This window comes from Bacillus sp. MT94, assembly GCF_058792475.1.
The window spans coordinates 223,264-245,363 of record NZ_JBXAEZ010000002.1 but is presented as its reverse complement, the minus strand read 5'-3'; the positions used below and the strand labels follow the sequence as shown (position 1 = coordinate 245,363).

Here is a 22,100-nt window from a genome sequence, read left to right as displayed (position 1 = left end):
TTATAGGAATTTTGTAGTTGTTTCATCATAGCGAATAGGATGGTGTGTTATATCCTGTTTTAATAGTTGCGTGCGTAACGGTTCGTGCATGATGGAGAAATATACAGAGTTTGCTTTTTTCTCTATATCTAAAGCAGCATGGTCAAATGTTTTTGTATGAGTAAGGATTGGAAGTTCGATTTTTTTCTTGTTTTTTGAAAGATAAGTTTGTCCTTTTTGTGACATGCCTAGCAGGCGGATATATGGTGCATGTTGTTCTATATTTGCACTACGTATTTCCTCTTTTGTTGTGTTTGTTAAAATGTGTGTACAAGCTCTTTGTAGTCTAGTCCATGTATAACGTTTTGTTTTTAATGCTTCCATGAATGAATAGAAGGAGGAACTGTTTTGTATTTTTGATAAAATACGATGCTCTAAACCTTCTTCTATTTCATATATATGTCGTAAGTCTCCTGAAGACATTGTCATGAGTTTATATTTAAAAAATGAAAAGTATTGTTCCCAATTATGTAATATCCCGTAGTTTTGTTTGTAATTTGCTAAAAGCGAAGTGGTTGCCTGTGGGAGAAAAGGTTCAATTGTTGTAAATGATCCTTCTTCGCTAAAGAGTTGTTTCCGAATGCTTGTCGCGCTTGCAATATGTTGGTCATTAAATGTTTCATCATGATAATGAGAGGCGAATCTTTTTATAGTTTGAGCTTGTATAGAGCTATTTTGTGACAGAATTGCTTTAATGTATTGGAAGCCTAAAATATTATTTGGTTGTGACATATCTATGTTTTTTTCGGATGTTAAAATGTGTGAAAAAGCATCCGATGTTGCTTTTGCATAACTATTGCCAGCGTCCATGAATTGTTTTACAAGGTAGTTAAAAGTCTCTTCTTCGTTTTTTTGTACGGAGATGGTATTATAAAAATTTTCGATTTGTCCATCCTCACTACCGAAACAAATTTCAGAAACATGTAGGGCATTTAAAATGGAAATAGCACCATTTGCGAAGGTTTCAGCCTTTTGTGTTGCAAAGACGTATGGAAGCTCTACAACAAGGTCTACGCCGTTTGCTAAGGCCATTTTAGTGCGATACCATTTGGAAATGAGTGCGGGCTCACCACGCTGTAAAAAAGGACCACTCATAACGGCAATTATTATATCGGATTGTGTTAACTTTTTTGTCTGTTGCACATGATAAAGGTGACCGTTATGAAAAGGGTTATATTCAACAACAATACCACCAGCTTTTATGGTAATCTCTCCTTTCGATGTAGCATCTTTTTGAAAAACGTGATACTCTATATATTATTTACTATGATGACTTCATTATAGTGTAAAGAAAAAACATTGACAAATATAAAATGGCTAGCTATAATTTTGTTTGTTGCCTTGAGGTGATATGATATGAAATGGTCCATCCATCAATTGAATAAATTGAGAAATAAAGGATTGACATTGGATGAGATGGTAGATGTAAGTGAGCTAAAAGAGGTCGAGAAAGATATTCGTGAAATTAATCCTGTTCATGTAACGGGAAGAGTTGATTTTGGCTCCGGTAAGTTTACGTTTCATCTACATATAACTGGAAGCATGGTTTTACCATGTTCTCGTTCTTTAGTAGATGTGACATTACCATTTGACATTAAAACAACTGAGGTGTTCCAAACTTCACAAGAAGAATTTGAAACTGAAGCTGAAATTCATTGTTTAGAAGGAGAAGTACTTGACTTACTGCCCGTAATCAAGGAAAATATACTTTTGGAGATTCCAATGCAAATTTTCAGTGATGATGTTTCTGGTGGAGCACCGACGCAAGGTCAAGACTGGCAAGTGATTTCGGAAGAAGACAAAGAAAAGACTGTTGATCCAAGATTGGCAGGACTTGCAAAGTTTTTTGACAAATAATCGGAAGACTGGTTCAGGCCTTCATATGAAAATAACTATTTCTTTTAAGGAGGTGGGAAGAATGGCTGTACCTTTTAGAAGAACTTCTAAAACAGTAAAAAGAAAGCGTCGTACGCATTTCAAATTATCAGTACCTGGTATGGTAGAGTGCCCAAGCTGTGGTGAAGCGAAATTAGCTCACCGTGTATGTAAAGCATGCGGTACTTACAAAGGTAAAGAAGTAATCAGCAAGTAATTGCAGGAAAATAAACGCAGAAGATATCTTCTGCGTTTATTTTTTTTTGTCTTAATCTTTAGTTGTTGTATTCTATCTTTTCTAGTAACTGCATATGCTTAATAAAAAATGCATAGGGAGGACTAGAGAAATGGCGACAACAAGACAAGATGCTTGGACTGATGATGAAGATTTGCTTCTGGCAGAAGTAGTACTCCGGCATATTCGAGAAGGTGGAACACAACTTTCTGCCTTTAAGGAAGTGGGGAAAAATTTATCTCGTACACCAGCAGCATGTGGATTTAGATGGAATTCTTACGTAAGAAAGCAATATAAAGAACGTATTGAGGAAGCGAAGCAACTTCGTAAAGTAGAAAATTATGAAGTGAAAGAGACAAAAGTGTTAGAACCTACGTCAATTACGTTGAATGATGTTATTGATTTCTTGCAAAATTATAAAGATGAAAACTCTTTAACGGTGTTGCAACAACAAGTTGAATCATTACAAACAGAAAGAGAGCGTCTTCTGGAGCGATTATCAGTATATGAGGAAGAGTATAGAACATTGCTTGATTATATCGATCAAAAAAGAAGTGTAATGGTAGCGGAAAGAAACAATGCTCGCTCGACTGAGAAGTTAGAGAAGCTTAAGAAATAAAAAAACAGCTGTTATACAGCTGTTTTTTTTATTTCTTAAGCCGATTCTTCATTTGTAACCGCATTCAAATTTGTTTCTGGATGCCAAATATAAAAATCTCCATCAGTTACTGATACGGGGCTGAAATTTAATTTATCCCAAAAACCAGCTGAATGAATACGCGCTATCGTTTTAATAGGAAATTGCAGTTGTTTCGCATGATTTACAAGCATTTGTCCGAATCCTTGTTTTTGAAAAGTTGGTAATACTTCAAGTTTATAAAGTTCTAGGTAAGGACCTGTAATTTCGAATGGTTCTCCGCCGTTTCTTTTCATATATAGACTCATACGTGCGATTAGTGATCCGCCATAATAAATACCGTAAAATGGAGATTCACTGTCGTTTTCAATAATGTTTGCTTGCAATTCTTCCAGCATAGATAGTTCCTGGGCTCCGCACCCTTTAAATTTTTTGAATTCATCTAACGTTTTATAATTGATGAGCAAGCGCTCAACTTTTGGGAATCCCATTACATCACATCCTTTTCTTATCTCGTTGAATGCAGAAAAGTAAAAATATTTATAATAATAGTATAACTCATTTTTTTATTTTTATGAAGAAGATAGTATATTTCTTTTATTATTTTTTTGAGGATTTGCTAAACTAAGAGTATAAGTGTATTAATAGGCAGTATATACATAGTGAAAAATGAGAGTGTATTTGTTTGGCAGAGGACAACGAAATTATAGGGCGTGCTCATGTACTTTAAAAAGATATGAAAAAGGGGGGAGGCAAGGGCACTTAATGTGAATCCCTTGTGTGAAAATGAAAATTGGAATTGTCGGACCAGGTGCTATTGGTCTATTGTATACATTTTATTTACAAAAAAGTAACCAAGATGTTACGTTGTTTACAAGAACAGCTAAGCAGGCTGAAGAATTAAATGAAACAGGTGTAACTTGTATTAGAGATGGAAGATGGGAAACAGTATATCCGCCTGTTTTACCGATAGAAAGTATGGTAGCGCAAAATTTAGATTATATATTTATTGCTGTGAAGCAATATCATATAGATGACATACTACCGTTTGTGGAAGGTGCATCATCATTAATCTTTTTGCAAAACGGAATGTCGCATCTCCCAAAGATGCTGCAAATAGGGAGTGAAAATATAGCTGTTGGTATTGTAGAACATGGTGCGAAAAAAGAGGGAGGGCACATCGTTCATCATACTGGAGTAGGTGTAACGAGATTTGGAGTGGTTTGTGGCCAATCTATACATTTTAAAAAAATATTTCATTCTTTTCCTGTTGCTTATTTTCCAGTTCAAATAGAAACAGATTGGGAAGAGATTATGCGCAAAAAATTAGTAGTAAATGTATGTATCAATCCGTTGACAGCGTTATTGGGAGTAAAGAATGGTGAATTAATCAAGAATCGTTTTTTTTATCAAATGATGGAGCAAGTGTTTCAGGAGGTCGCATTTCTTATTAGAGGAGAAAAAGAAATGGTATGGCAAATGGTACGAAATGTGTGTGAAGGAACGTCTCGTAATACATCCTCTATGTTAGCGGATGTAAGAGCGAATAGACAGACGGAAATTAATGCGATTGTTGGGTATGTATTAGAAGAGGCTAAGAAACAGCAACGACCAGTTCCGACACTTCAATTTTTGTTCGATGCAATAAAGGGGTTAGAAACAAGAGTATAAGTGTTATTCTTTGCTTTTAAGTGAAACATTGACTACAATGTGGATTGGTGAGAGAACTGGATACGAAAGGAAGAATTATATGGAGATAAAAGAAATCTCTGTTCCGCAACAAGGTGTTGTAGCGGACTATATGAACGGTAAAAAAGAGATACAGTCATGTTTTGATTATATGTTAACAGAAGATGCTTTTAAACAACGTTTACATGATTTGCGTGAAAGGGAGTTTTTCCGCCAAGATTTAGTAGCGCATTTATTAGAATATAATACAAAATTACAAGCGGGAGAATCTACACTTCAAAATGTAAAAGCGCTTGGAGATGAAAATACATATGTTGTTATAGCTGGACAACAAGCGGGGTTATTAACTGGACCGCTTTATACAATTCATAAAGTTATTTCAATTTTACAGCTTGCAAAGGAAAAGGAAGAAAGTTTAGGAGTTAAAGTTGTCCCTGTCTTCTGGATTGCGGGTGAAGATCATGATATGGATGAGATTAACCATACTTTTGTAGCAAAAAATAAAAAGATGAAAAAAACTATTTTTTATGATCGTAATCCGAAAAAGGCGAGTGCTTCTGAGTCTGAACTTTCTGTTGAAGATTGTAGAAGTTGGATTGAAGAGATTTTTAAAACATACCCAGAAACAAATTTTACAAAGGATGTATTAAAATTTGTTGATGATGCTTTGAAAAAATCGAATACGTATGTAGATTTCTTTGCTCATCTTATTACGAAAATCTTTGCTAATTCTGGTTTAATCCTTGTTGATTCACATCATCCTGAATTAAGAAAGTTAGAAATTCCATTTTTTAAGCGAATTATAGGTAAGTATAAAGAGGTGCAAGAGGGGCTTCGTAATCAGCAGGAAGTAATTAAAGAACTAGGATACAAACCGATTATTGAAACGAAGTCTCATGCAGTGCATATATTCATGGAAATAGATAATGAACGAGTATTGCTTGAAGAGCATCAAGGTAAGTTTGTTGGAAAGGATGGGGCGCATTCCTTTTCATATGAAGAGTTGATTGAAGAAATGGAGAGAAATCCGGCACGTTTTAGTAATAATGTTGTAACGCGTCCTCTTATGCAAGAGTATGTATTTCCTACGCTCGCATTTATTGGAGGGCCAGGGGAATTAGCTTATTGGAGTGAATTACAACAAGTATTCCATACTGTCGGTTTTCAAATGCCACCTGTCGTTCCTCGTCTTACAATTACTTATGTGGAGAGAGATATAGCGACAGATTTATTCGATCTGCAATTGAGAGAAAGTGATCCGTTTTTAAATGATGTCGATAAACTGCGTGAAAACTGGTTGTCTAATCGAGTAGAGGAACCGATTGATGATCATTTTGAAAAGGCGAAAAAAGAAATTGCTGATATTCATATATCTTTACAGCAATTTGTAAAGAAAATAGAGCCAGGATTAGGTGCGTTTGCAGGGAAAAACGAATTGAAAATTAATGAACAAATTGAACTGCTGGAAAGAATGTTGAAAAGAAATGTTGAGAAAAAGTATGAGGTTCAGCTAAATAAATTCCGCCGTATACAATTCGCACTTCGTCCATTAGGTGCGCCGCAAGAACGTGTGTGGAATGTATGTTATTATTTAAATCAGTTTGGTTTGGATTTCGTTGATCGTGTAATGGAAAACCCTTTTTCTTGGGACGGAAAACATCATGTTATAAAACTATAAAATCTTGCTCTTTGGAGCAGGATTTTATTTTTATTCCGTTGAATTTACTGTGAAGTGATTTTTTTCTGAATTATCAATCAAAAAAATGTTGGATATGGTAATTGTGTTGGATACTTAAATATATGACAAAATAGCACAAAATGTAAACGTATTATTCGCTTTTTCGACAGTTTTTTATTTAAATTCCCGCAAAAGATGATAAAATTTAGTATATAATAAAAGAAAATAGCGATTTGTATAGTATGTTGCCTTTGTTGGTAAGTTAAATGAGTCGTTCTTTCGTATTATTTCATTCTCTAAGCGTGAAATATGTGCTTAGAGGAAGGGATACATTCAACATAATTAATTGGAAAAAGAGTAGGTGCAACAATGTTTAAACACGTAACAGTGCTTTTAAAGGAAACAGTAGACGGCTTAGATATAAAGCCAGATGGTACATATGTAGATTGTACACTGGGGGGAGGAGGACATAGTTCTTATTTATTATCCCAATTAACTGAAGGTGGAAAATTAATAGCGTTTGATCAAGATGAGATAGCGATTCAAAACGCGAAAGAAAAGTTCTCTTCATACGGTGAACAGTTTATAACAGTAAAGAGTAACTTCCGTTATTTAGCTGAAAAACTGCAAGAAATAGGTATAACAGAAGTAGACGGTATTTTATTTGATTTAGGTGTTTCATCCCCACAATTAGATACACCAGAACGAGGCTTTAGTTATCATCATGATGCACCGCTAGATATGCGGATGGATCAAGATGCCCCATTAACAGCGTATGATGTTGTAAATAGCTGGTCATATGAACAACTTGTAAGGATTTTCTTCCAATACGGTGAAGAGAAATTTTCAAAACAAATTGCAAGAAAAATTGAAGCTTATCGTGAGAATAAAGCTATTGAAACGACAGGAGAATTAGTAGAGCTAATTAAAGAAGGTATTCCGGCTCCTGCTCGTAGAACGGGTGGGCATCCTGCTAAGCGAGTGTTTCAGGCAATTCGTATAGCTGTAAATGATGAATTAAAAGTATTTGAAGAAGCATTGGAATCTGCTATTGAGGTGGTTAAGCCAGGTGGAAGGGTTAGTGTTATAACATTCCATTCATTAGAAGATCGTATTTGTAAAACAACGTTTAAGCGAAATAGTACAACGCCACAATTGCCGCCAGGATTACCGATTATTCCTGAAGAATTTAAGCCGAAATTAAAGCTTATTACAAGAAAACCGATTTTACCTTCTGATATAGAGTTAGAAGAAAATAATCGTGCGCGTTCTGCGAAGTTGAGAATCGCTGAAAAACGATAAAAGGGAGAGAGAGGTATGACTAATTTAGCTGTAAAGTACAAACAACAAGCGCAAGAAGAGGTGCAAATTCAAACGCCCCCACAGCAGATGGCTAAGCCGAAGGTTAAAGCGAAAATTACAAGAATCGAAAAACTGTTGTATGTAGCGTTTATTGGCTTTTTATTGTATGCCTGTGTCGCGTTTATTGGAAATAAAGCAGGCCTTTATCAAGTTAATGTAGAAGCAGCGACGATAGAAGAAAAAATTGTACAGCAGCAAAAAGAAAATCAAGAATTACAAGCTGAAGTAGAGAAGTTAAGTCGCTATGAACGAATCGCTGAAGTTGCAAAAAAACATGGGCTAGAAATTAATGCGAATAATGTGAAAGGCCTCAAATAAGGCAATAGGTGTGAAGGAACGATGAAGAATATGACTAAATTTCATACCAATAAGGGAGCAGGTTATTTTATGATATTTTTCCTCCTGCTCTTTTTGCTGTTATTAGCCCGATTTTTTTACATACAATCAACAGGAACAGTTCATAATCAGGATTTAGATGCACTTGCTAAACAAAAGCATAGTAAAACAGGAGTTCTTGAAGCGAACCGAGGAACCATTTATGATCAAAACGGTCATGTGTTAGCGCAAGACGCAAACTCTTACAAAATGGTAGCTGCACTAAAAGGTGCTAACTCAGTTGAGAATAAAGAAGATACTGCAAAGAAAATTGCAGGAGTACTTGGAAAAGGCGAAGAGGATATTTTAGCCACGTTAAATAAAGATAAAAGTCAAGTGGAATTTGGGAAGATAGGTAAGGGCTTGACGAAAGAAAAGAAAGAACAAATAGAAGCATTGAAATTGCCAGGGGTTTCTTTTATTACCGAAAATGCGAGAGTTTATCCAAATGGTGATTTCGCATCTTATGTTATAGGGCATGCGAAACCGAATGAAGATGGAATTGCAGTAGGTCAATTTGGATTAGAAAAAAGTTTGGATAAATATTTAGGAGCTTCAAATGGAGAGGTAGCTTATACAGGTGATCGTAGGGGGGTATCTCTTGACGGTGGGAAAGTGAATGTGAAGGCACCTAAAAATGGAGATAATGTATATTTGACAATGGATCAACGTATTCAAAGTTATTTAGAAGACGCGATGAAATCGGCGAGTCAACATTATGAGCCGGAAAGTTTAATTGGAATTGTGGCGGATCCGAAAACGGGGAAAATATTAGCAATGTCTAGTAAACCTAGTTATGATCCGAACATAGAGAATAATAAATATTTTTATAATGACGCAATTGCCAATGCATTTGAACCGGGATCAACAATGAAAATTTTCACGTTAGCGGCAGCTATTAATGAAGGTGTGTACAAAGGGCAAGATTATTATCAGTCCGGGACATATCAAGTCGGAAATAGGAAAATAAAAGATCATAACGGTGGTGCTGGTTGGGGCTCTATCACGTTTGATGAAGGGGTAGAGCGTTCTTCAAACGTAGCGTTTGCAATTTTAGGAGATCAAAAACTTGGTCCAGAACGTTTCCGAAAATATATTCATAGTTTTGGATTAGATGAAAAAACGAACATTGATTTATCAGGTGAAGGATCGAATACAATTTTATTTGATCAGCAAATACAACAAGTGACAACAGCTTTTGGACAAGGTTCCACTGTAACACCAATTCAGCTTGTACAAGCTGCAACGGCCATTGCAAATGATGGGAAAATGATGAAACCTTATGCAATTGATAAAATTGTAGATCCAATAACAGACAAAGTAAAATTAGAACATAAGCCAGAAGAAGTAGGAAAACCTGTTACAAAGGAAACAGCAGCGCAAGTAAGACAGTTATTAGAACGTGTTGTTACATCTCCGAAAGGTACAGGGACAGCTTATAAAATTGATGGATATTCAGTTGGTGGTAAAACAGGTACAGCGCAAATTCCGGATGGAAAAGGCGGCTATATGACAGGAAGACAGAATTATATATTCTCATTCTTAGGTATGGCACCAATGGACGATCCACAACTTGTTGTGTATGTAGCTGTTAAACAGCCGAAATTAAAAGATGATGAGAACGGCGCACAACCTTTAGCTGATATTTTTAAATATGTAACAAAAAATAGTTTAGAGTATTTAAAGATTAAGCCAAATGAAGTGAAAGATCCGAAAAAACATCTGAAAGAACAACAAACTACTGTTCCAGATGTAACTGGTAAAACGATGGCTGAAGCGGGGAAAGCGATTGATAAAGCAAAACTTCGTCCAATCGTACTAGGTGAAGGGAAAGTACAGCAACAAGTACCAAAAGCGACTGAACAAACATTAAAAGGCGACCGAGTCTTCTTGGTAGGAGATAAGCCTACAATGCCAAATATACAAGGATGGGCACTGCGTGATGTTATGAATTTAGCGAAGACATTACAGCTTAACTTGAAACCTTCTGGTACAGGATACGTAACAGAACAAAGTGTGGCGGAAGGAACATTATTACAACCTGGTACAGAATTAGGTGTCACACTCGTACCGCCACTCGAACCACAACAAGAAGCAGAAAAGCCGTAATGGTAAAAGAGAAGAAGTTCTAATTAAATAAGTACAAGCATATATTGGAACAAGCTAGGCGTAAGGGAGGCTTGTTCCGATATGCGTGTATCAAATGTAACAGTTAGAAAACGACTTATTTTTATACTTATATCAGGTATACTTATTTTCACTATTATCGATATTCGTCTTGGATATGTGCAATTTTTTCTTGGGAATATGTTAACGGATCGTGCGAAAGATTCATGGAGTCGTAATATTACTTTTGAACCCGAACGTGGGAAAATTTTAGACCGAAATGGTGTGGAACTTGCCACGAATAAAAGTGCTCCAACTGTCTTTGTTGTACCAAGGCAAATTGAAAAACCAGCAGAGACTGCAGAGAAGTTAGCTGCAGTATTAGGTGTGGAAAAAGATGAGATTTATAAAAGAATTACAAAAAAAGAATCGATTGTAAGGTTAGATAAAGGCGGAAGGAAAATATCACATGACAAAGCGAAAGAAGTACGAGGATTAAGTTTGAAGGGCGTGTATATCGCAGAGGATTCTATCCGGTACTATCCATTTGGAAACTTTTTATCACATGTATTAGGTTTTGCTGGTAGCGATAACCAAGGTCTTATGGGACTAGAAAAATATTATGATAAAGAGCTAAATGGAGACAAAGGTCATGTGCGTTTTTTTGCAGATGCGAAAGGGCAAAGGATGCCTAATGTTGGTGATGATTTCAAAAAACCAGAAGCCGGTTTAAATTTAGGATTAACAATCGATGCGCGTATTACAAGGATTATGGAAAGAGAAATGAATATTGCGGAGTCAACTTATAATCCAGACGGTATGATTGCAATTGCAATGAACCCTAAAAATGGTGAAATTTTAGGGATGTCTAGTCGGCCGAGTTTTGATCCAGCGGATTTTCAAAGTGTCTCTCCAGAAGTGTATAACAGAAATCTACCTGTGTGGAGTACGTATGAGCCTGGTTCAACATTTAAGATCATTACCCTAGCTGCAGCATTGAATGAAAATTTAGTAGACTTAGAGAAGGATACGTTTTATGATGATGGAGCAGCTGAAGTCGGTGGAGCTAGATTGAAATGCTGGAAAGCAGGAGGTCATGGCAGTCAAACGTTTTTAGAAGTCGTTCAAAACTCATGTAACCCGGGATTTATTGAACTTGGTGATCGCCTTGGTAAAGACCGATTATTTAAATACATTCGTAATTTTGGTTTTGGGCAGAAGACTGGGATTGACTTGCAAGGTGAAGGCAGTGGGATTTTATTTAATTTAGATAAAGTTGGTCCAGTAGAGCAAGCGACAACTTCATTCGGCCAAGGGGTTTCTGTTACACCAATTCAACAAGTAGCAGCTGTAGCGGCGGCTGTAAATGGTGGAACATTGTATCAGCCGTATATAGCTAAGGAGTTTATTGATCCGAAAAATAATCAAGTTGTTAGTAAAAAGACACCTGTTGAGAAAAGAAAAGTTATTTCCAAGGAAACTTCAGAAAAAGTTCGTTATGCATTAGAGAATGTTGTAGCGAAAGGTTCTGGTAAAGGTGCTTATATTGATGGATATCGTGTAGGTGGAAAAACGGGTACTGCTCAAAAGGTGAAAGATGGTAAATATTTAGAGAATAATTATATTGTATCTTTTATCGGATTTGCTCCAGCGGATGATCCAGAGATTGTTGTGTATGTTGCTGTTGATAATCCAAAAGGGGTTACACAGTTTGGTGGAGTGGTAGCAGCTCCAATTGTCGGGAATATCCTTCGAGATGCGCTTCCTGTTATGGGAGTGAAACCGAGAAAAGAACAAGTTGAAAAAGAATATAAATGGGGCGATACACCAACTGTGGAAGTTCCGAATTTAATTGGAATGAAAAAGAAAGATTTACAAACACAACTCGTCGATTTGCAGCTTGATATAAGTGGAGATGGAGAGAAAGTAATTAAGCAATCACCAGAAGCGGGAGCTAAAGTAAAAGAAGGCTCAAAAATTAGAATTTACTTCGGGAATTAAAGGTAACATAGTACGTTTTATGGTACAATTGGTGGAAGTGAGTTCTTTATAGAACAGTTACTTAACTTGAGACAATAAGTGTCTCAGTCATAAATAGGCCAGTAGCACTTACCTCCTTATATAGGAGGTAATGTGTTGCTTACTGAAAAAAAGATAAATAAACAATGTAGAGAGGGTTTAGTGAAATGAAGTTGCATACACTTTTATCATGTTTGCATGATTTTCCAGTTGTTCCAAAAGAAAATCCAGAAATCACATCTATAGAAGCTGATTCACGTAAAGTGAAAGAAGGAAGCTTATTTGTATGTATGAAAGGATATACGGTTGATAGCCATGATTTTGCTAAGCAAGCAGCGGCACAAGGAGCGGCTGCTATTGTTGCGGAAAGACCAATTGATGTTGACGTTCCAGTTGTACTTGTGAAAAATACTTTTCGTTCGTTAGCGGTTTTAGCTGATTATTTTTATGGTCAACCGACACACAAGTTACATTTAATCGGAATTACAGGTACAAATGGAAAGACAACAACATCGCATATTATGGATGAGATTATGCGAGCACATGGTCATAAAACAGGGCTAATTGGAACGATTAATATGAAAATCGGTGATGAAACATTTGAGGTGAAAAATACAACACCAGATGCACTAACACTTCAACAGACGTTTTCAAAAATGGTTGAACAAGGTGTGGACAGCACGGTAATGGAAGTTTCGTCACATGCGTTAGATCTTGGTCGTGTATACGGATGTGATTACGATGTAGCGGTGTTTACGAACTTAACACAAGATCATTTAGACTATCATAAAACGATGGAAGAATATAAACATGCAAAAGGGTTACTATTTGCACAGCTTGGCAATAGTTATAATCATAATCGTGAAAAGTACGCTGTGCTGAATAGCGATGATAATGTAACAGAAGAGTATATGAGAAGTACTGCAGCAACTGTTGTAACATATGGTATTGATACAACAAGTGACATTATGGCAAAAAATATCGTTATGACGAGTGGCGGAACTACATTTACCCTTGTCACACCGTATGAAAGTGTAAATGTTACGATGAAATTAATAGGTAAATTTAATGTATATAACGTACTTGCAGCAACAGCAGCAGGACTTGTTTCGGGTGTGAAATTAGAAACAATCATTGCTGTTATAAAGGAACTAGCTGGGGTTCCAGGGCGTTTTGAAGTTGTTGATGGAGGACAAAATTATACAGTTATTGTTGATTACGCACATACGCCGGATAGTTTAGAAAATGTATTAAAAACTGCAAAACAATTCGCAAAAGGTGATGTGTATTGTATCGTTGGTTGTGGTGGCGATAGGGACCGAACGAAGAGACCGATAATGGCAAGTGTTGCAACAAAATATGCAACTCATGCAATTTACACATCAGATAATCCAAGAAGTGAAGATCCAGCGGCTATTTTAGATGATATGGTACATGGTGCAAGTGGAAATAATTATGAAGTGATTATTGATAGAAAAGAAGCGATACACCATGCAATCACTAAAGTAAAAGCAGATGATATCATTATTATTGCTGGTAAGGGTCATGAAACGTATCAAATTATTGGTAAAGAAGTTCATCATTTTGATGATCGAGAAGTTGCGAAAGAAGCAATTACAGGGCGTTTAAACAACGAAGAGTAACAACGTGAGAGGAGGACTACATGTGCTTGAGCAAGGTTTATTAGTAACGGCTGGGGTAGCATTCTTAATTTCTGTTGCCCTTTCGCCATTGTTTATTCCATTTTTAAGAAAATTAAAGTTCGGACAGAGTATTCGTGATGAGGGACCAAAGTCACATCAAAAAAAATCAGGGACACCGACAATGGGTGGTATCGTCATATACGTATCTATGATGGTAACTTCACTTATTATGGCGATTAAGTTTAATTATTTAGGTGCAGAGGTTTCGTTATTACTATTAGTGACGTTTGGTTACGGATTAATCGGATTTTTAGATGACTACATAAAGGTAGTTAAGAAGAGAAATCTTGGTTTAACATCAAAACAAAAATTAGTAGGGCAGCTTGTTATTGCTATTGCATTCTTTTTAATTGGAAAAGGGCAAGCGTTCCACACATACATCATGATTCCGGGAACGGATGTTAAGTTTGAATTAGGTTGGGCGTATTTTGTACTTGTACTATTTATGCTTATTGGTGGATCAAATGCAGTTAACTTAACTGACGGTTTAGATGGTTTATTATCAGGAACAGCTGCTATTGCATTTGGAGCATTTAGTATTATTGCTGTGGCACAAGAGCAATTTGGAGTAGCGATATTCTGTATGGCAGTGGTAGGAGCTGTACTTGGATTTTTAGTATTCAATGCGAATCCAGCAAAAGTGTTTATGGGAGATACAGGTTCATTAGCTTTAGGTGGAGCCATTGCAGCTGTAGCGATTTTATTAAAACAAGAATTGCTACTTGTAATTATTGGCGGAGTATTCGTCATGGAAACTTTATCGGTTATTATTCAGGTCATTTCATTTAAAACAACAGGAAAACGTGTCTTTAAAATGAGTCCATTACACCATCATTATGAATTATGTGGTTGGTCAGAGTGGCGTGTTGTTGTGACGTTTTGGTCTGCAGGATTTTTATTAGCTGTGTTAGGAATTTATATCGGGGTGTGGATGTAATTGAAAACTGTAACTGAATTTCAAAATAAGAATATTCTTGTATTAGGCATTGCAAAAAGTGGTTATGCAGCAGCTACATTGTTACAAAAGTTAGGGGCGAATGTCATTGTAAATGACGGAAAGCCTTTAGCTGACAATGTACTTGCTGCAGAATTACAAGCAAAAGGAATGGACGTTGTATGCGGTGGCCATCCTTTAGAATTATTAGAGAGAAATATTTCTCTTGTCGTTAAAAATCCAGGAATCCCGTATTCTAATCCAATATTAGTTGCTGCGAAAGAAAAGCAAATTCCAATTGTTACGGAAGTTGAATTAGCATATCGTATTTCAAAAGCGCCATTTGTTGGAATTACAGGATCTAATGGTAAAACGACGACAACAATGCTGACATTTGAAATGTTAAAAGAAGGACAAAAGCATCCTGTTATTGCAGGGAATATAGGAACTGTAGCTTGTGAAGTAGCACAGGATGCAAAAGAAAATGAAGTTGTAGTTACAGAACTTTCATCGTTCCAATTGATGGGAGTAGAATCGTTCCAGCCTAAAATTGCAGCGTTCTTAAACTTATTTGAAGCCCACTTAGATTATCATGGGACGAAGAAGGAATATGGTTTAGCAAAAGCAAATGTTTTTAAAAACCAAACAGAAAACGATTATAGTGTAATAAACGCGGATGATGCAGATGTGATGGCTTTATCTGCGGATACTAAAGGTCAAAAAATCTTGTTTTCGACAACGAAAGAAATTGAAGATGGCGCGTGTATAAAAGATAACGCTCTTTATTTCAAAGGTGAAAAAGTTGTTGAAGTAAGCGATATCGTTTTACCTGGTCAACATAATCTAGAAAATATTTTAGCTGCGATGAGTATTGCGAAATTATTAGGTACTTCTAATGAAGCAATTACGGTCGTGTTAAAACGTTTTACGGGTGTAAAACATCGTTTAGAATATGTAACAACGATTAACAACCGTAAGTTTTATAATGACTCAAAAGCAACGAATATGTTAGCGACTGAGAAAGCACTATCTGCGTTTACACAACCGATTGTGTTACTAGCAGGTGGGCTTGACCGCGGAAATGAATTCGATGATTTAATTCCGTATTTCAAAAATGTAAAAGCGATTGTAACATTTGGACAAACAGCTCCCAAACTAGTAAGAGCGGCAGAAAAAGCGGGATTAGATATAATTGAAAGTGTCGATACTTTAGATGAAGCAGTGGTGAAAGCTTATGCTCATTCTAAAGAAGGTGATGTTGTTCTTCTTTCTCCAGCGTGTGCAAGCTGGGATCAATTTAAAACATTTGAAGAAAGAGGAGACATTTTTATACAAGCTGTGCATAAACTTATATAAAGTAAATCAAAACATCAGTAGGCTAACACCTACTGATGTTTTGTTACATAGGGCAAAAGGTTCTGCCTAAAGAGGTGGTGTTTGTGGGTAATGAAGAAAACGCCTGATTTTATGCTCATCATCGTAACACTTTCATTGTTGACAATCGGAATGATTATGGTTTATAGTGCGAGTGCAGTTTGGGCCTCTTATAAAATGGGGGACTCATTCTTTTTTGCAAAAAGACAATTACTGTTTGCGGGTCTTGGTGTAGTAGCTATGTTTTTTATTATGAAAATTGATTATTGGGTGTGGCGTACGTATTCAAAAGTAATTTTGCTAGTTTGCTTCATTCTTCTTATTCTCGTTCTTATTCCTGGAGTAGGTCTTGTTCGAGGAGGAGCACGAAGTTGGATTGGGATCGGAGCATTTTCGATTCAACCATCAGAATTTATGAAGTTTGCGATGATTATTTTCTTGGCGAAGTTTTTAGCGGAACGGCAAAAATTGATCACATCTTTTAAACGTGGTTTATTACCGGCTCTTAGTTTTGTGTTTCTTGCTTTTGGGATGATTATGTTACAGCCAGACCTTGGGACAGGAACGGTAATGGTTGGGACATGTATCATTATGATATTTATTTCGGGAGCGAGGGTCTTTCACTTTGCAATGTTTGGTTTGATTGGTGTAGCGGGATTTGTAGGATTAATTGCATCAGCACCGTATCGAATGAAACGCATTACATCATATTTAGATCCGTGGTCAGATCCGCTTGGAAGTGGATTTCAAATTATCCAATCATTACTCGCAATTGGACCTGGTGGATTATTTGGGCTTGGACTTGGACAAAGTAGACAAAAATTTCTTTATTTACCTGAACCACAAACTGACTTTATATTTGCGATCTTATCCGAGGAATTAGGTTTTATTGGTGGTTCATTTGTGTTATTATTATTTAGTCTATTATTATGGCGCGGGATTCGTATCGCATTAGGAGCGCCAGATTTATATGGTACGTTTTTAGCAGTAGGTATTGTGGCGATGATTGCGATTCAAGTAATGATTAATGTTGGTGTTGTAACAGGACTGATGCCTGTTACGGGTATTACCTTGCCGTTTTTAAGTTATGGTGGATCAAGTTTGACATTAATGTTAATGGCAGTAGGTGTATTATTAAATATAAGTCGCCATTCTCGCTACTAAACCCTGTTTATAAGACAGGGTTTTTCGTATGTGTGTAAAAATGCAATATGTATATAGAAATAAATATAATGGAAATAAGAAAAGAGAAGCGGAGGAGTTAGTAGTGCGTGTATTAGTTAGTGGTGGGGGTACTGGTGGTCATATTTATCCAGCTCTTGCTTTAATTAGAGAAATAAAAAAGTTAAATCCAGAAGCAAGATTTTTATATATTGGTACGGAAAATGGACTAGAGAGTACAATCGTTCCAAAAGCAGGTATACCATTTCAGTCTATTGTTATAAGTGGATTTAAACGAAAAATATCATTAGATAATGTGAAAACAGTAATGCGTTTTCTAAAAGGTGTACAGGATAGTAAACGATATATTCGTCGTTTTAATCCGGATATCGTAATTGGAACGGGTGGATATGTATGTGGACCAGTTGTATACGCTGCAGCCAAATTAGGTATTCCAACTATTGTACATGAACAAAATAGTGTACCAGGTGTAACGAACAAATTTTTAAGTCGTTATGTTGATAAAGTTGCTGTTTGTTTTGAAGCAGCTACAGAGCATTTTCCAGAGTCAAAAGTGGTAATGACAGGTAATCCGCGAGCATCAGAGGTAATGGATCAAAATGGAATGAAAGGGAAACGTTCAGTTGGGCTTTCTCTTCCTAAAAAGTCTGTACTTATATTTGGTGGAAGTCGTGGAGCTAGACCGATTAACGATGCCTTCGTTGAAGCAATTGAACAGTTGGGGAACAAAAGCTACGAAATACTATATGTAACAGGTGAAGTACATTATGACAAAGTGATGGAAGCCGTGAAGCAAAAAGGGAACCCGAACAATGTTATTATTAAGCCGTTCATTCATAATATGCCAGAGGTACTAACTGGTGTAGACCTTGTTGTTTCAAGGGCTGGGGCAACAACACTTGCAGAATTAACAGCGTTAGGAAAACCAAGTGTGTTAATACCGAGTCCGTACGTAACAAATAATCATCAGGAAAAGAATGCACGTTCAGTTGTTGATAAAGGAGCGGCAAAAATGTTACTTGAAAAAGATTTAACAGCTGAAACGCTTATTCGTGATATTGATGAGATTTTATTGGATGCACAAACATTACAAAATATGAAGCTAGCTGCTAAGCAACTAGGTATTCCAGATGCAGCAAATAAGCTGTATGAAGTAATGAATAAGCTTGTAAAAAAATAAAGTGAGGCTTTAATCGGTGGGGAGTGATTCTTTCTCGTTGATTATTACCTTTCACTAATCGGATGTTTACTGGCATCCCGATTCTCGCCTAACTTCTTTGTTACCGCCGAATTTTGATTTAGGAGCTGTACTGCCCGTAAATAGAGGGATAACGTTAGGTGAACGCCCTGCATATTATTGTCATAAGGAGACTTAATATGGGGGAGATTGTCTATGGAACAATTAGTAAATGAGCTTATAGAAGCAGACGTTGGTCATGTTTTAGTTAACGAGTCGTTAGCACGTTATACAACTATGAAAATAGGTGGACCAGCGGATATTTTAATTGTGCCAAAGCATGTAGCCGGTATTGAAAAAACATTACAGTTAGTAAAGCAATACAAAACGAAGTGGACTGTAATTGGGCGCGGTTCAAACCTTCTTGTATCTGATCAAGGCATAGAAGGTGTTGTTATTCGTTTAGGAGAAGGATTAGATCACTTAGAGGTCGAAAAACATAAGGTAAGAGTTGGTAGTGGATATCCTCTTATTAAATTGTCAACTTTACTTAGTCGTCAAGGGTTAGCTGGATTGGAGTTTGCAAGCGGTATTCCAGGAAGTGTCGGTGGTGCAGTATATATGAATGCAGGTGCACATAAATCGGATATATCGAGTGTATTATCGAAGGCTCTCATTCTGTTTGAAGACGGTACAATTGACTGGTTAATGAATAAAGAACTGGAGTTTTCTTATCGGGCATCTGTATTGCAAACGAAACGTCCTGGTATTGTTTTAGAGGCGGAGTTTCAATTACAGGCGGGAAAACGTGAAGAAATTGTACGTAGCATGCAAAATAATAAAGATTACCGCCGTGAAACGCAACCATGGAATCACCCGTGTGCAGGAAGTGTATTTCGGAATCCAATCCCACATTTTGCAGGAGATTTAGTAGAAAAAGCAGGGCTTCGTGGTTATAGGATTGGTGGAGCTCAAATTTCTGAAATGCATGGCAATTTTATTGTTAATACCGGGGGAGCTTCAGCGCAAGATGTATTGTCCTTAATTGAATTAATAAAACATACAATTAAGGATAAATTTGATGTAGATATGCATACAGAAGTAGAAATCATTGGAAGATAACGGTTATTCGTTCCGCTCATTATCATTTATGTTATAATAAGAAGATAAGAACGGCATGAGGAACATGCCGTTCTTTATGTTACATAGGGGGATCGTACATGAATAATAGTAAAGTGATTAAACTACAAGATCGTGTACCAAAATTGAAAAATCAAAAGAAAAAAAACAAAAAAAATGTTAATCATCGATTGATTTTATACATATCAATTTTATTTTTATTAGTGCTCTTTTTAATTTATTTTCGGTCTCCGCTTAGTAATATAAAAAAGATTAGTGTGTTTGGAAATCACTATATGACGGATGAGCAAGTAATGAAGGATTCAGGCGTGACATATGATACAAGTTATTTCCGAGTGACAGCACATAAAGCTGAAGAAAACTTAACGAAGCGAAAAGAAATTAAAGCAGTAAATGTAAAAAAACGTTTTCCAAACAAGATTGATATTCATATCGAAGAATATTTAACGATTGGTTATATAAATAAAGAGGGAAAATTACAACCGTTATTAGAAAATGGAAAAACGCTTGATGTACTACCTAATGGAAAACTTCCTGTTGCAGCACCGATTTTCGAACCTTTTAAAGAAGAGAAAATGAAGGAGTTAATCGCTGAACTAGAAAAATTAACACCAGCTATTTTAAAATCTATTTCGGAGATTCGCTATTCACCAACGAATGCGAATGAAGATCATCTTACTTTATATATGAATGAAGGTTATGAAGTGAGCACTACGATTCAAAATTTTGCAAAACGTATGGAAGCCTATCCGCTTATTTTAAAAACAATTGAGCCAGGTAAGAAGGTATTAATTGACTTAGAAGTAGGTGCATATACGAAAGAATTAGGTGCGGAAGAAAAAAAAGAATAGAATGGTAGTTTTCGTTGATTATAGCAGAAAAAACAAAACGAATGTTCTATTATATGTATACGAATTTAGAAGAATGGTTCATTTGATGAAAAATATGTAAAAATTCTTAGATTCATACTAGTATTGGTACAAGTTTCACTTTTCTATGAGTACATCTTAGTGTAGACTTATACTTGGCGGTAAACTTTACACTCGAAATAGAATTATTTCAAGATAAGCAGTTATTCATAGTTTACTGCGATATTCTTAATTGAATGCTAAATAAAAATAAGAAAAATATAGGGTTAAAAAAGGGAAACGTATAAAGACGTTGAATATTTTTCTTATAAATAGTAAAGTTGCGATTGTTGTTCCATATATTGAGTTGTATGGTATAAATAAAGAAGGAGGTGCCAAAGAATGAACAGCAATGAAATATATGTTAGTCTTGACATCGGTACATCCAATGTTAAAGTCATCATTGGTGAAATGGTTAATGACAGCTTAAACATTATTGGTGTTGGAAATGTAAAATCAAATGGTTTAAAGAAGGGATCGATAGTTGATATAGACGAGACTGTTCGATCAATTAAAAAAGCAATTGAACAAGCTGAGCGCATGGTGGGAATCCACATTGAGCAAGTTGTAGTAGGTGTCAATGCAAACCAGGTACAGCTACTTCCTTGTCACGGAGTAGTCGCTGTTTCAAATGAAGATCGTGAAATCGGGAATGAAGATGTCTTACGCGTTCTAGATGCAGCACAAGTTGTGTCAATTGCTCCAGAACGTGAGTTTATTGATGTGGTACCTCGACAGTTCATCGTAGACGGTCTTGACGAGATTAACGATCCACGCGGGATGATCGGTGTAAGATTAGAAATGGAAGGTACACTTATTACAGGCTCGAGAACTTTACTACATAACCTACTTCGTTGTGTAGAAAAAGCAGGTCTTGAAATTGTTGATATTTGTCTTCAACCTTTAGCGGCTGCAACAGTTGCTATATCTTCAGATGAAAAAAATAGAGGAGTAGCCCTTGTTGATATGGGGGGAGGATCTACAACTTTATCTATTTTTAAAGATGGAGAGTTACAAGCGACGAGCGTATTACCATTAGGTGGAGACCATATAACGAAGGATATTGCGATTGGGTTGAAAACTTCAACAGAAAATGCAGATCAAATTAAGTTGAAATATGGACATGCTTTTTATGATACAGCATCTGAAGAAGAGATGTTTACGGTTCCTATTATGGGAAGTGATCAAACAGAACAATATTCTCAGTTGGAATTATCGGATATAATAGAGGCTCGTGTAGAGGAAATTTTAATGTTTGTTCAAGATGAAGTGCGTAAGTTAGGAGTAAAGCAAGTGGCTTCTGGTTATGTACTAACTGGTGGAATTGCTTCTATGCCAGGTGTTCTTGACCTTGCATATGATATTTTACATGAAAATGTTCGTGTAGCAACTCCTGATTATATTGGTGTGCGTGAGCCCCAATATACAAGTGGAGTTGGATTAATTAAACATTCTTATCAAAAAGCTAAATTACGTGGGAAAAATGTGCAGGAAAAGCAAGAGCATTTTGAACCAGTACCAGCACCAGCACCAACGCCGGTACAACAGCAACCTGCAAAACAAAAAACTCGTAATCAAAACAATAATAATCAAAATGATGACCGCATGATGTCAAAAGTAAAACGTGTATTCCGTTATTTATGGGATTAAAATTGGACACGAAAAAT

19 protein-coding genes are annotated in these 22,100 nt (G+C 36.2%); 17 read left to right on the top strand and 2 right to left on the bottom strand.

The window, feature by feature from the left end; translation table 11 throughout:
- Positions 1–1,182: a nucleotidyltransferase gene (locus tag AC1Q51_RS06840; protein WP_065229290.1), complete on the bottom strand. Its 1,182-nt coding sequence runs from the start codon at positions 1,180–1,182 to the stop codon at positions 1–3.
- Positions 1,183–1,395: 213 nt separating this feature from the next.
- Here AC1Q51_RS06840 and AC1Q51_RS06835 point away from each other — a divergent pair, with 213 nt between their 5' ends.
- The 3 genes from AC1Q51_RS06835 (at position 1,396) to AC1Q51_RS06825 (ending at position 2,768) form a co-directional block, all read left to right on the top strand.
- Positions 1,396–1,896 carry a YceD family protein gene (locus tag AC1Q51_RS06835; protein WP_000872146.1) on the top strand — a complete coding sequence of 167 codons (501 nt, stop codon included), beginning with the start codon at positions 1,396–1,398 and terminating at the stop codon, positions 1,894–1,896.
- Between the two features lie 61 nt (positions 1,897–1,957).
- Positions 1,958–2,131 carry a 50S ribosomal protein L32 gene (gene rpmF / locus AC1Q51_RS06830; protein WP_001984764.1) on the top strand — a complete coding sequence of 58 codons (174 nt, stop codon included), beginning with the start codon at positions 1,958–1,960 and terminating at the stop codon, positions 2,129–2,131.
- A gap of 130 nt (positions 2,132–2,261) precedes the next feature.
- Positions 2,262–2,768 carry an RsfA family transcriptional regulator gene (locus AC1Q51_RS06825; RefSeq protein WP_000246469.1) on the top strand — a complete coding sequence of 169 codons (507 nt, stop codon included), beginning with the start codon at positions 2,262–2,264 and terminating at the stop codon, positions 2,766–2,768.
- Between the two features lie 35 nt (positions 2,769–2,803).
- Here the strand turns inward: AC1Q51_RS06825 and AC1Q51_RS06820 are convergent, their stop codons facing one another.
- Positions 2,804–3,277, bottom strand: coding sequence for an N-acetyltransferase (locus AC1Q51_RS06820; RefSeq protein WP_000506690.1), 474 nt, complete (start codon positions 3,275–3,277; stop codon positions 2,804–2,806).
- 295 nt (positions 3,278–3,572) lie between these two features.
- On the opposite strand from AC1Q51_RS06820, the gene panE reads away from it, so the two are divergent.
- The 14 genes from panE to ftsA all read left to right on the top strand — a co-directional run bounded on the left by panE (position 3,573) and on the right by ftsA (position 22,083).
- Positions 3,573–4,457 (top strand): 2-dehydropantoate 2-reductase, encoded by an 885-nt coding sequence (panE, locus tag AC1Q51_RS06815; protein WP_142316431.1) that lies wholly within the window; start codon positions 3,573–3,575, stop codon positions 4,455–4,457.
- 79 nt (positions 4,458–4,536) lie between these two features.
- A complete protein-coding gene (gene bshC, locus AC1Q51_RS06810) occupies positions 4,537–6,153 on the top strand; it encodes a bacillithiol biosynthesis cysteine-adding enzyme BshC (RefSeq protein ID WP_069356136.1) in 1,617 nt (538 codons plus the stop codon).
- Between the two features lie 369 nt (positions 6,154–6,522).
- Positions 6,523–7,455 carry a 16S rRNA (cytosine(1402)-N(4))-methyltransferase RsmH gene (gene rsmH / locus AC1Q51_RS06805; protein ID WP_097924697.1) on the top strand — a complete coding sequence of 311 codons (933 nt, stop codon included), beginning with the start codon at positions 6,523–6,525 and terminating at the stop codon, positions 7,453–7,455.
- Between the two features lie 15 nt (positions 7,456–7,470).
- Positions 7,471–7,833, top strand: coding sequence for a cell division protein FtsL (ftsL, locus tag AC1Q51_RS06800; RefSeq protein WP_000182804.1), 363 nt, complete (start codon positions 7,471–7,473; stop codon positions 7,831–7,833).
- Positions 7,834–7,863: 30 nt separating this feature from the next.
- Positions 7,864–9,999: a penicillin-binding protein gene (locus AC1Q51_RS06795; protein ID WP_435051922.1), complete on the top strand. Its 2,136-nt coding sequence runs from the start codon at positions 7,864–7,866 to the stop codon at positions 9,997–9,999.
- Between the two features lie 81 nt (positions 10,000–10,080).
- Complete coding sequence (locus tag AC1Q51_RS06790) at positions 10,081–11,997, top strand: stage V sporulation protein D (protein ID WP_001266235.1); 1,917 nt, start codon at positions 10,081–10,083, stop codon at positions 11,995–11,997.
- Positions 11,998–12,182: 185 nt separating this feature from the next.
- A complete protein-coding gene (gene murE, locus AC1Q51_RS06785) occupies positions 12,183–13,658 on the top strand; it encodes a UDP-N-acetylmuramoyl-L-alanyl-D-glutamate--2,6-diaminopimelate ligase (RefSeq protein ID WP_097924695.1) in 1,476 nt (491 codons plus the stop codon).
- A gap of 22 nt (positions 13,659–13,680) precedes the next feature.
- Positions 13,681–14,655 (top strand): phospho-N-acetylmuramoyl-pentapeptide-transferase, encoded by a 975-nt coding sequence (gene mraY, locus AC1Q51_RS06780; protein WP_000893060.1) that lies wholly within the window; start codon positions 13,681–13,683, stop codon positions 14,653–14,655.
- Entirely contained in the window at positions 14,656–16,008 is a 1,353-nt protein-coding gene (murD, locus tag AC1Q51_RS06775) for a UDP-N-acetylmuramoyl-L-alanine--D-glutamate ligase (RefSeq protein ID WP_000860103.1), read from the top strand.
- 90 nt (positions 16,009–16,098) lie between these two features.
- Positions 16,099–17,190 (top strand): stage V sporulation protein E, encoded by a 1,092-nt coding sequence (gene spoVE / locus AC1Q51_RS06770; protein WP_000753524.1) that lies wholly within the window; start codon positions 16,099–16,101, stop codon positions 17,188–17,190.
- Positions 17,191–17,293: 103 nt separating this feature from the next.
- Positions 17,294–18,388: an undecaprenyldiphospho-muramoylpentapeptide beta-N-acetylglucosaminyltransferase gene (gene murG / locus AC1Q51_RS06765; RefSeq protein ID WP_492331517.1), complete on the top strand. Its 1,095-nt coding sequence runs from the start codon at positions 17,294–17,296 to the stop codon at positions 18,386–18,388.
- Between the two features lie 213 nt (positions 18,389–18,601).
- Positions 18,602–19,507, top strand: a complete 906-nt coding sequence (gene murB, locus AC1Q51_RS06760; protein ID WP_090977174.1) for a UDP-N-acetylmuramate dehydrogenase — start codon at positions 18,602–18,604, stop codon at positions 19,505–19,507.
- A gap of 98 nt (positions 19,508–19,605) precedes the next feature.
- On the top strand, positions 19,606–20,376 hold the full coding sequence (gene divIB, locus AC1Q51_RS06755; protein WP_001065789.1) for a cell division protein DivIB: 771 nt from the start codon (positions 19,606–19,608) through the stop codon (positions 20,374–20,376).
- A gap of 399 nt (positions 20,377–20,775) precedes the next feature.
- On the top strand, positions 20,776–22,083 hold the full coding sequence (ftsA, locus tag AC1Q51_RS06750) for a cell division protein FtsA (protein ID WP_001087557.1): 1,308 nt from the start codon (positions 20,776–20,778) through the stop codon (positions 22,081–22,083).
- Positions 22,084–22,100: the final 17 nt, after the last annotated feature.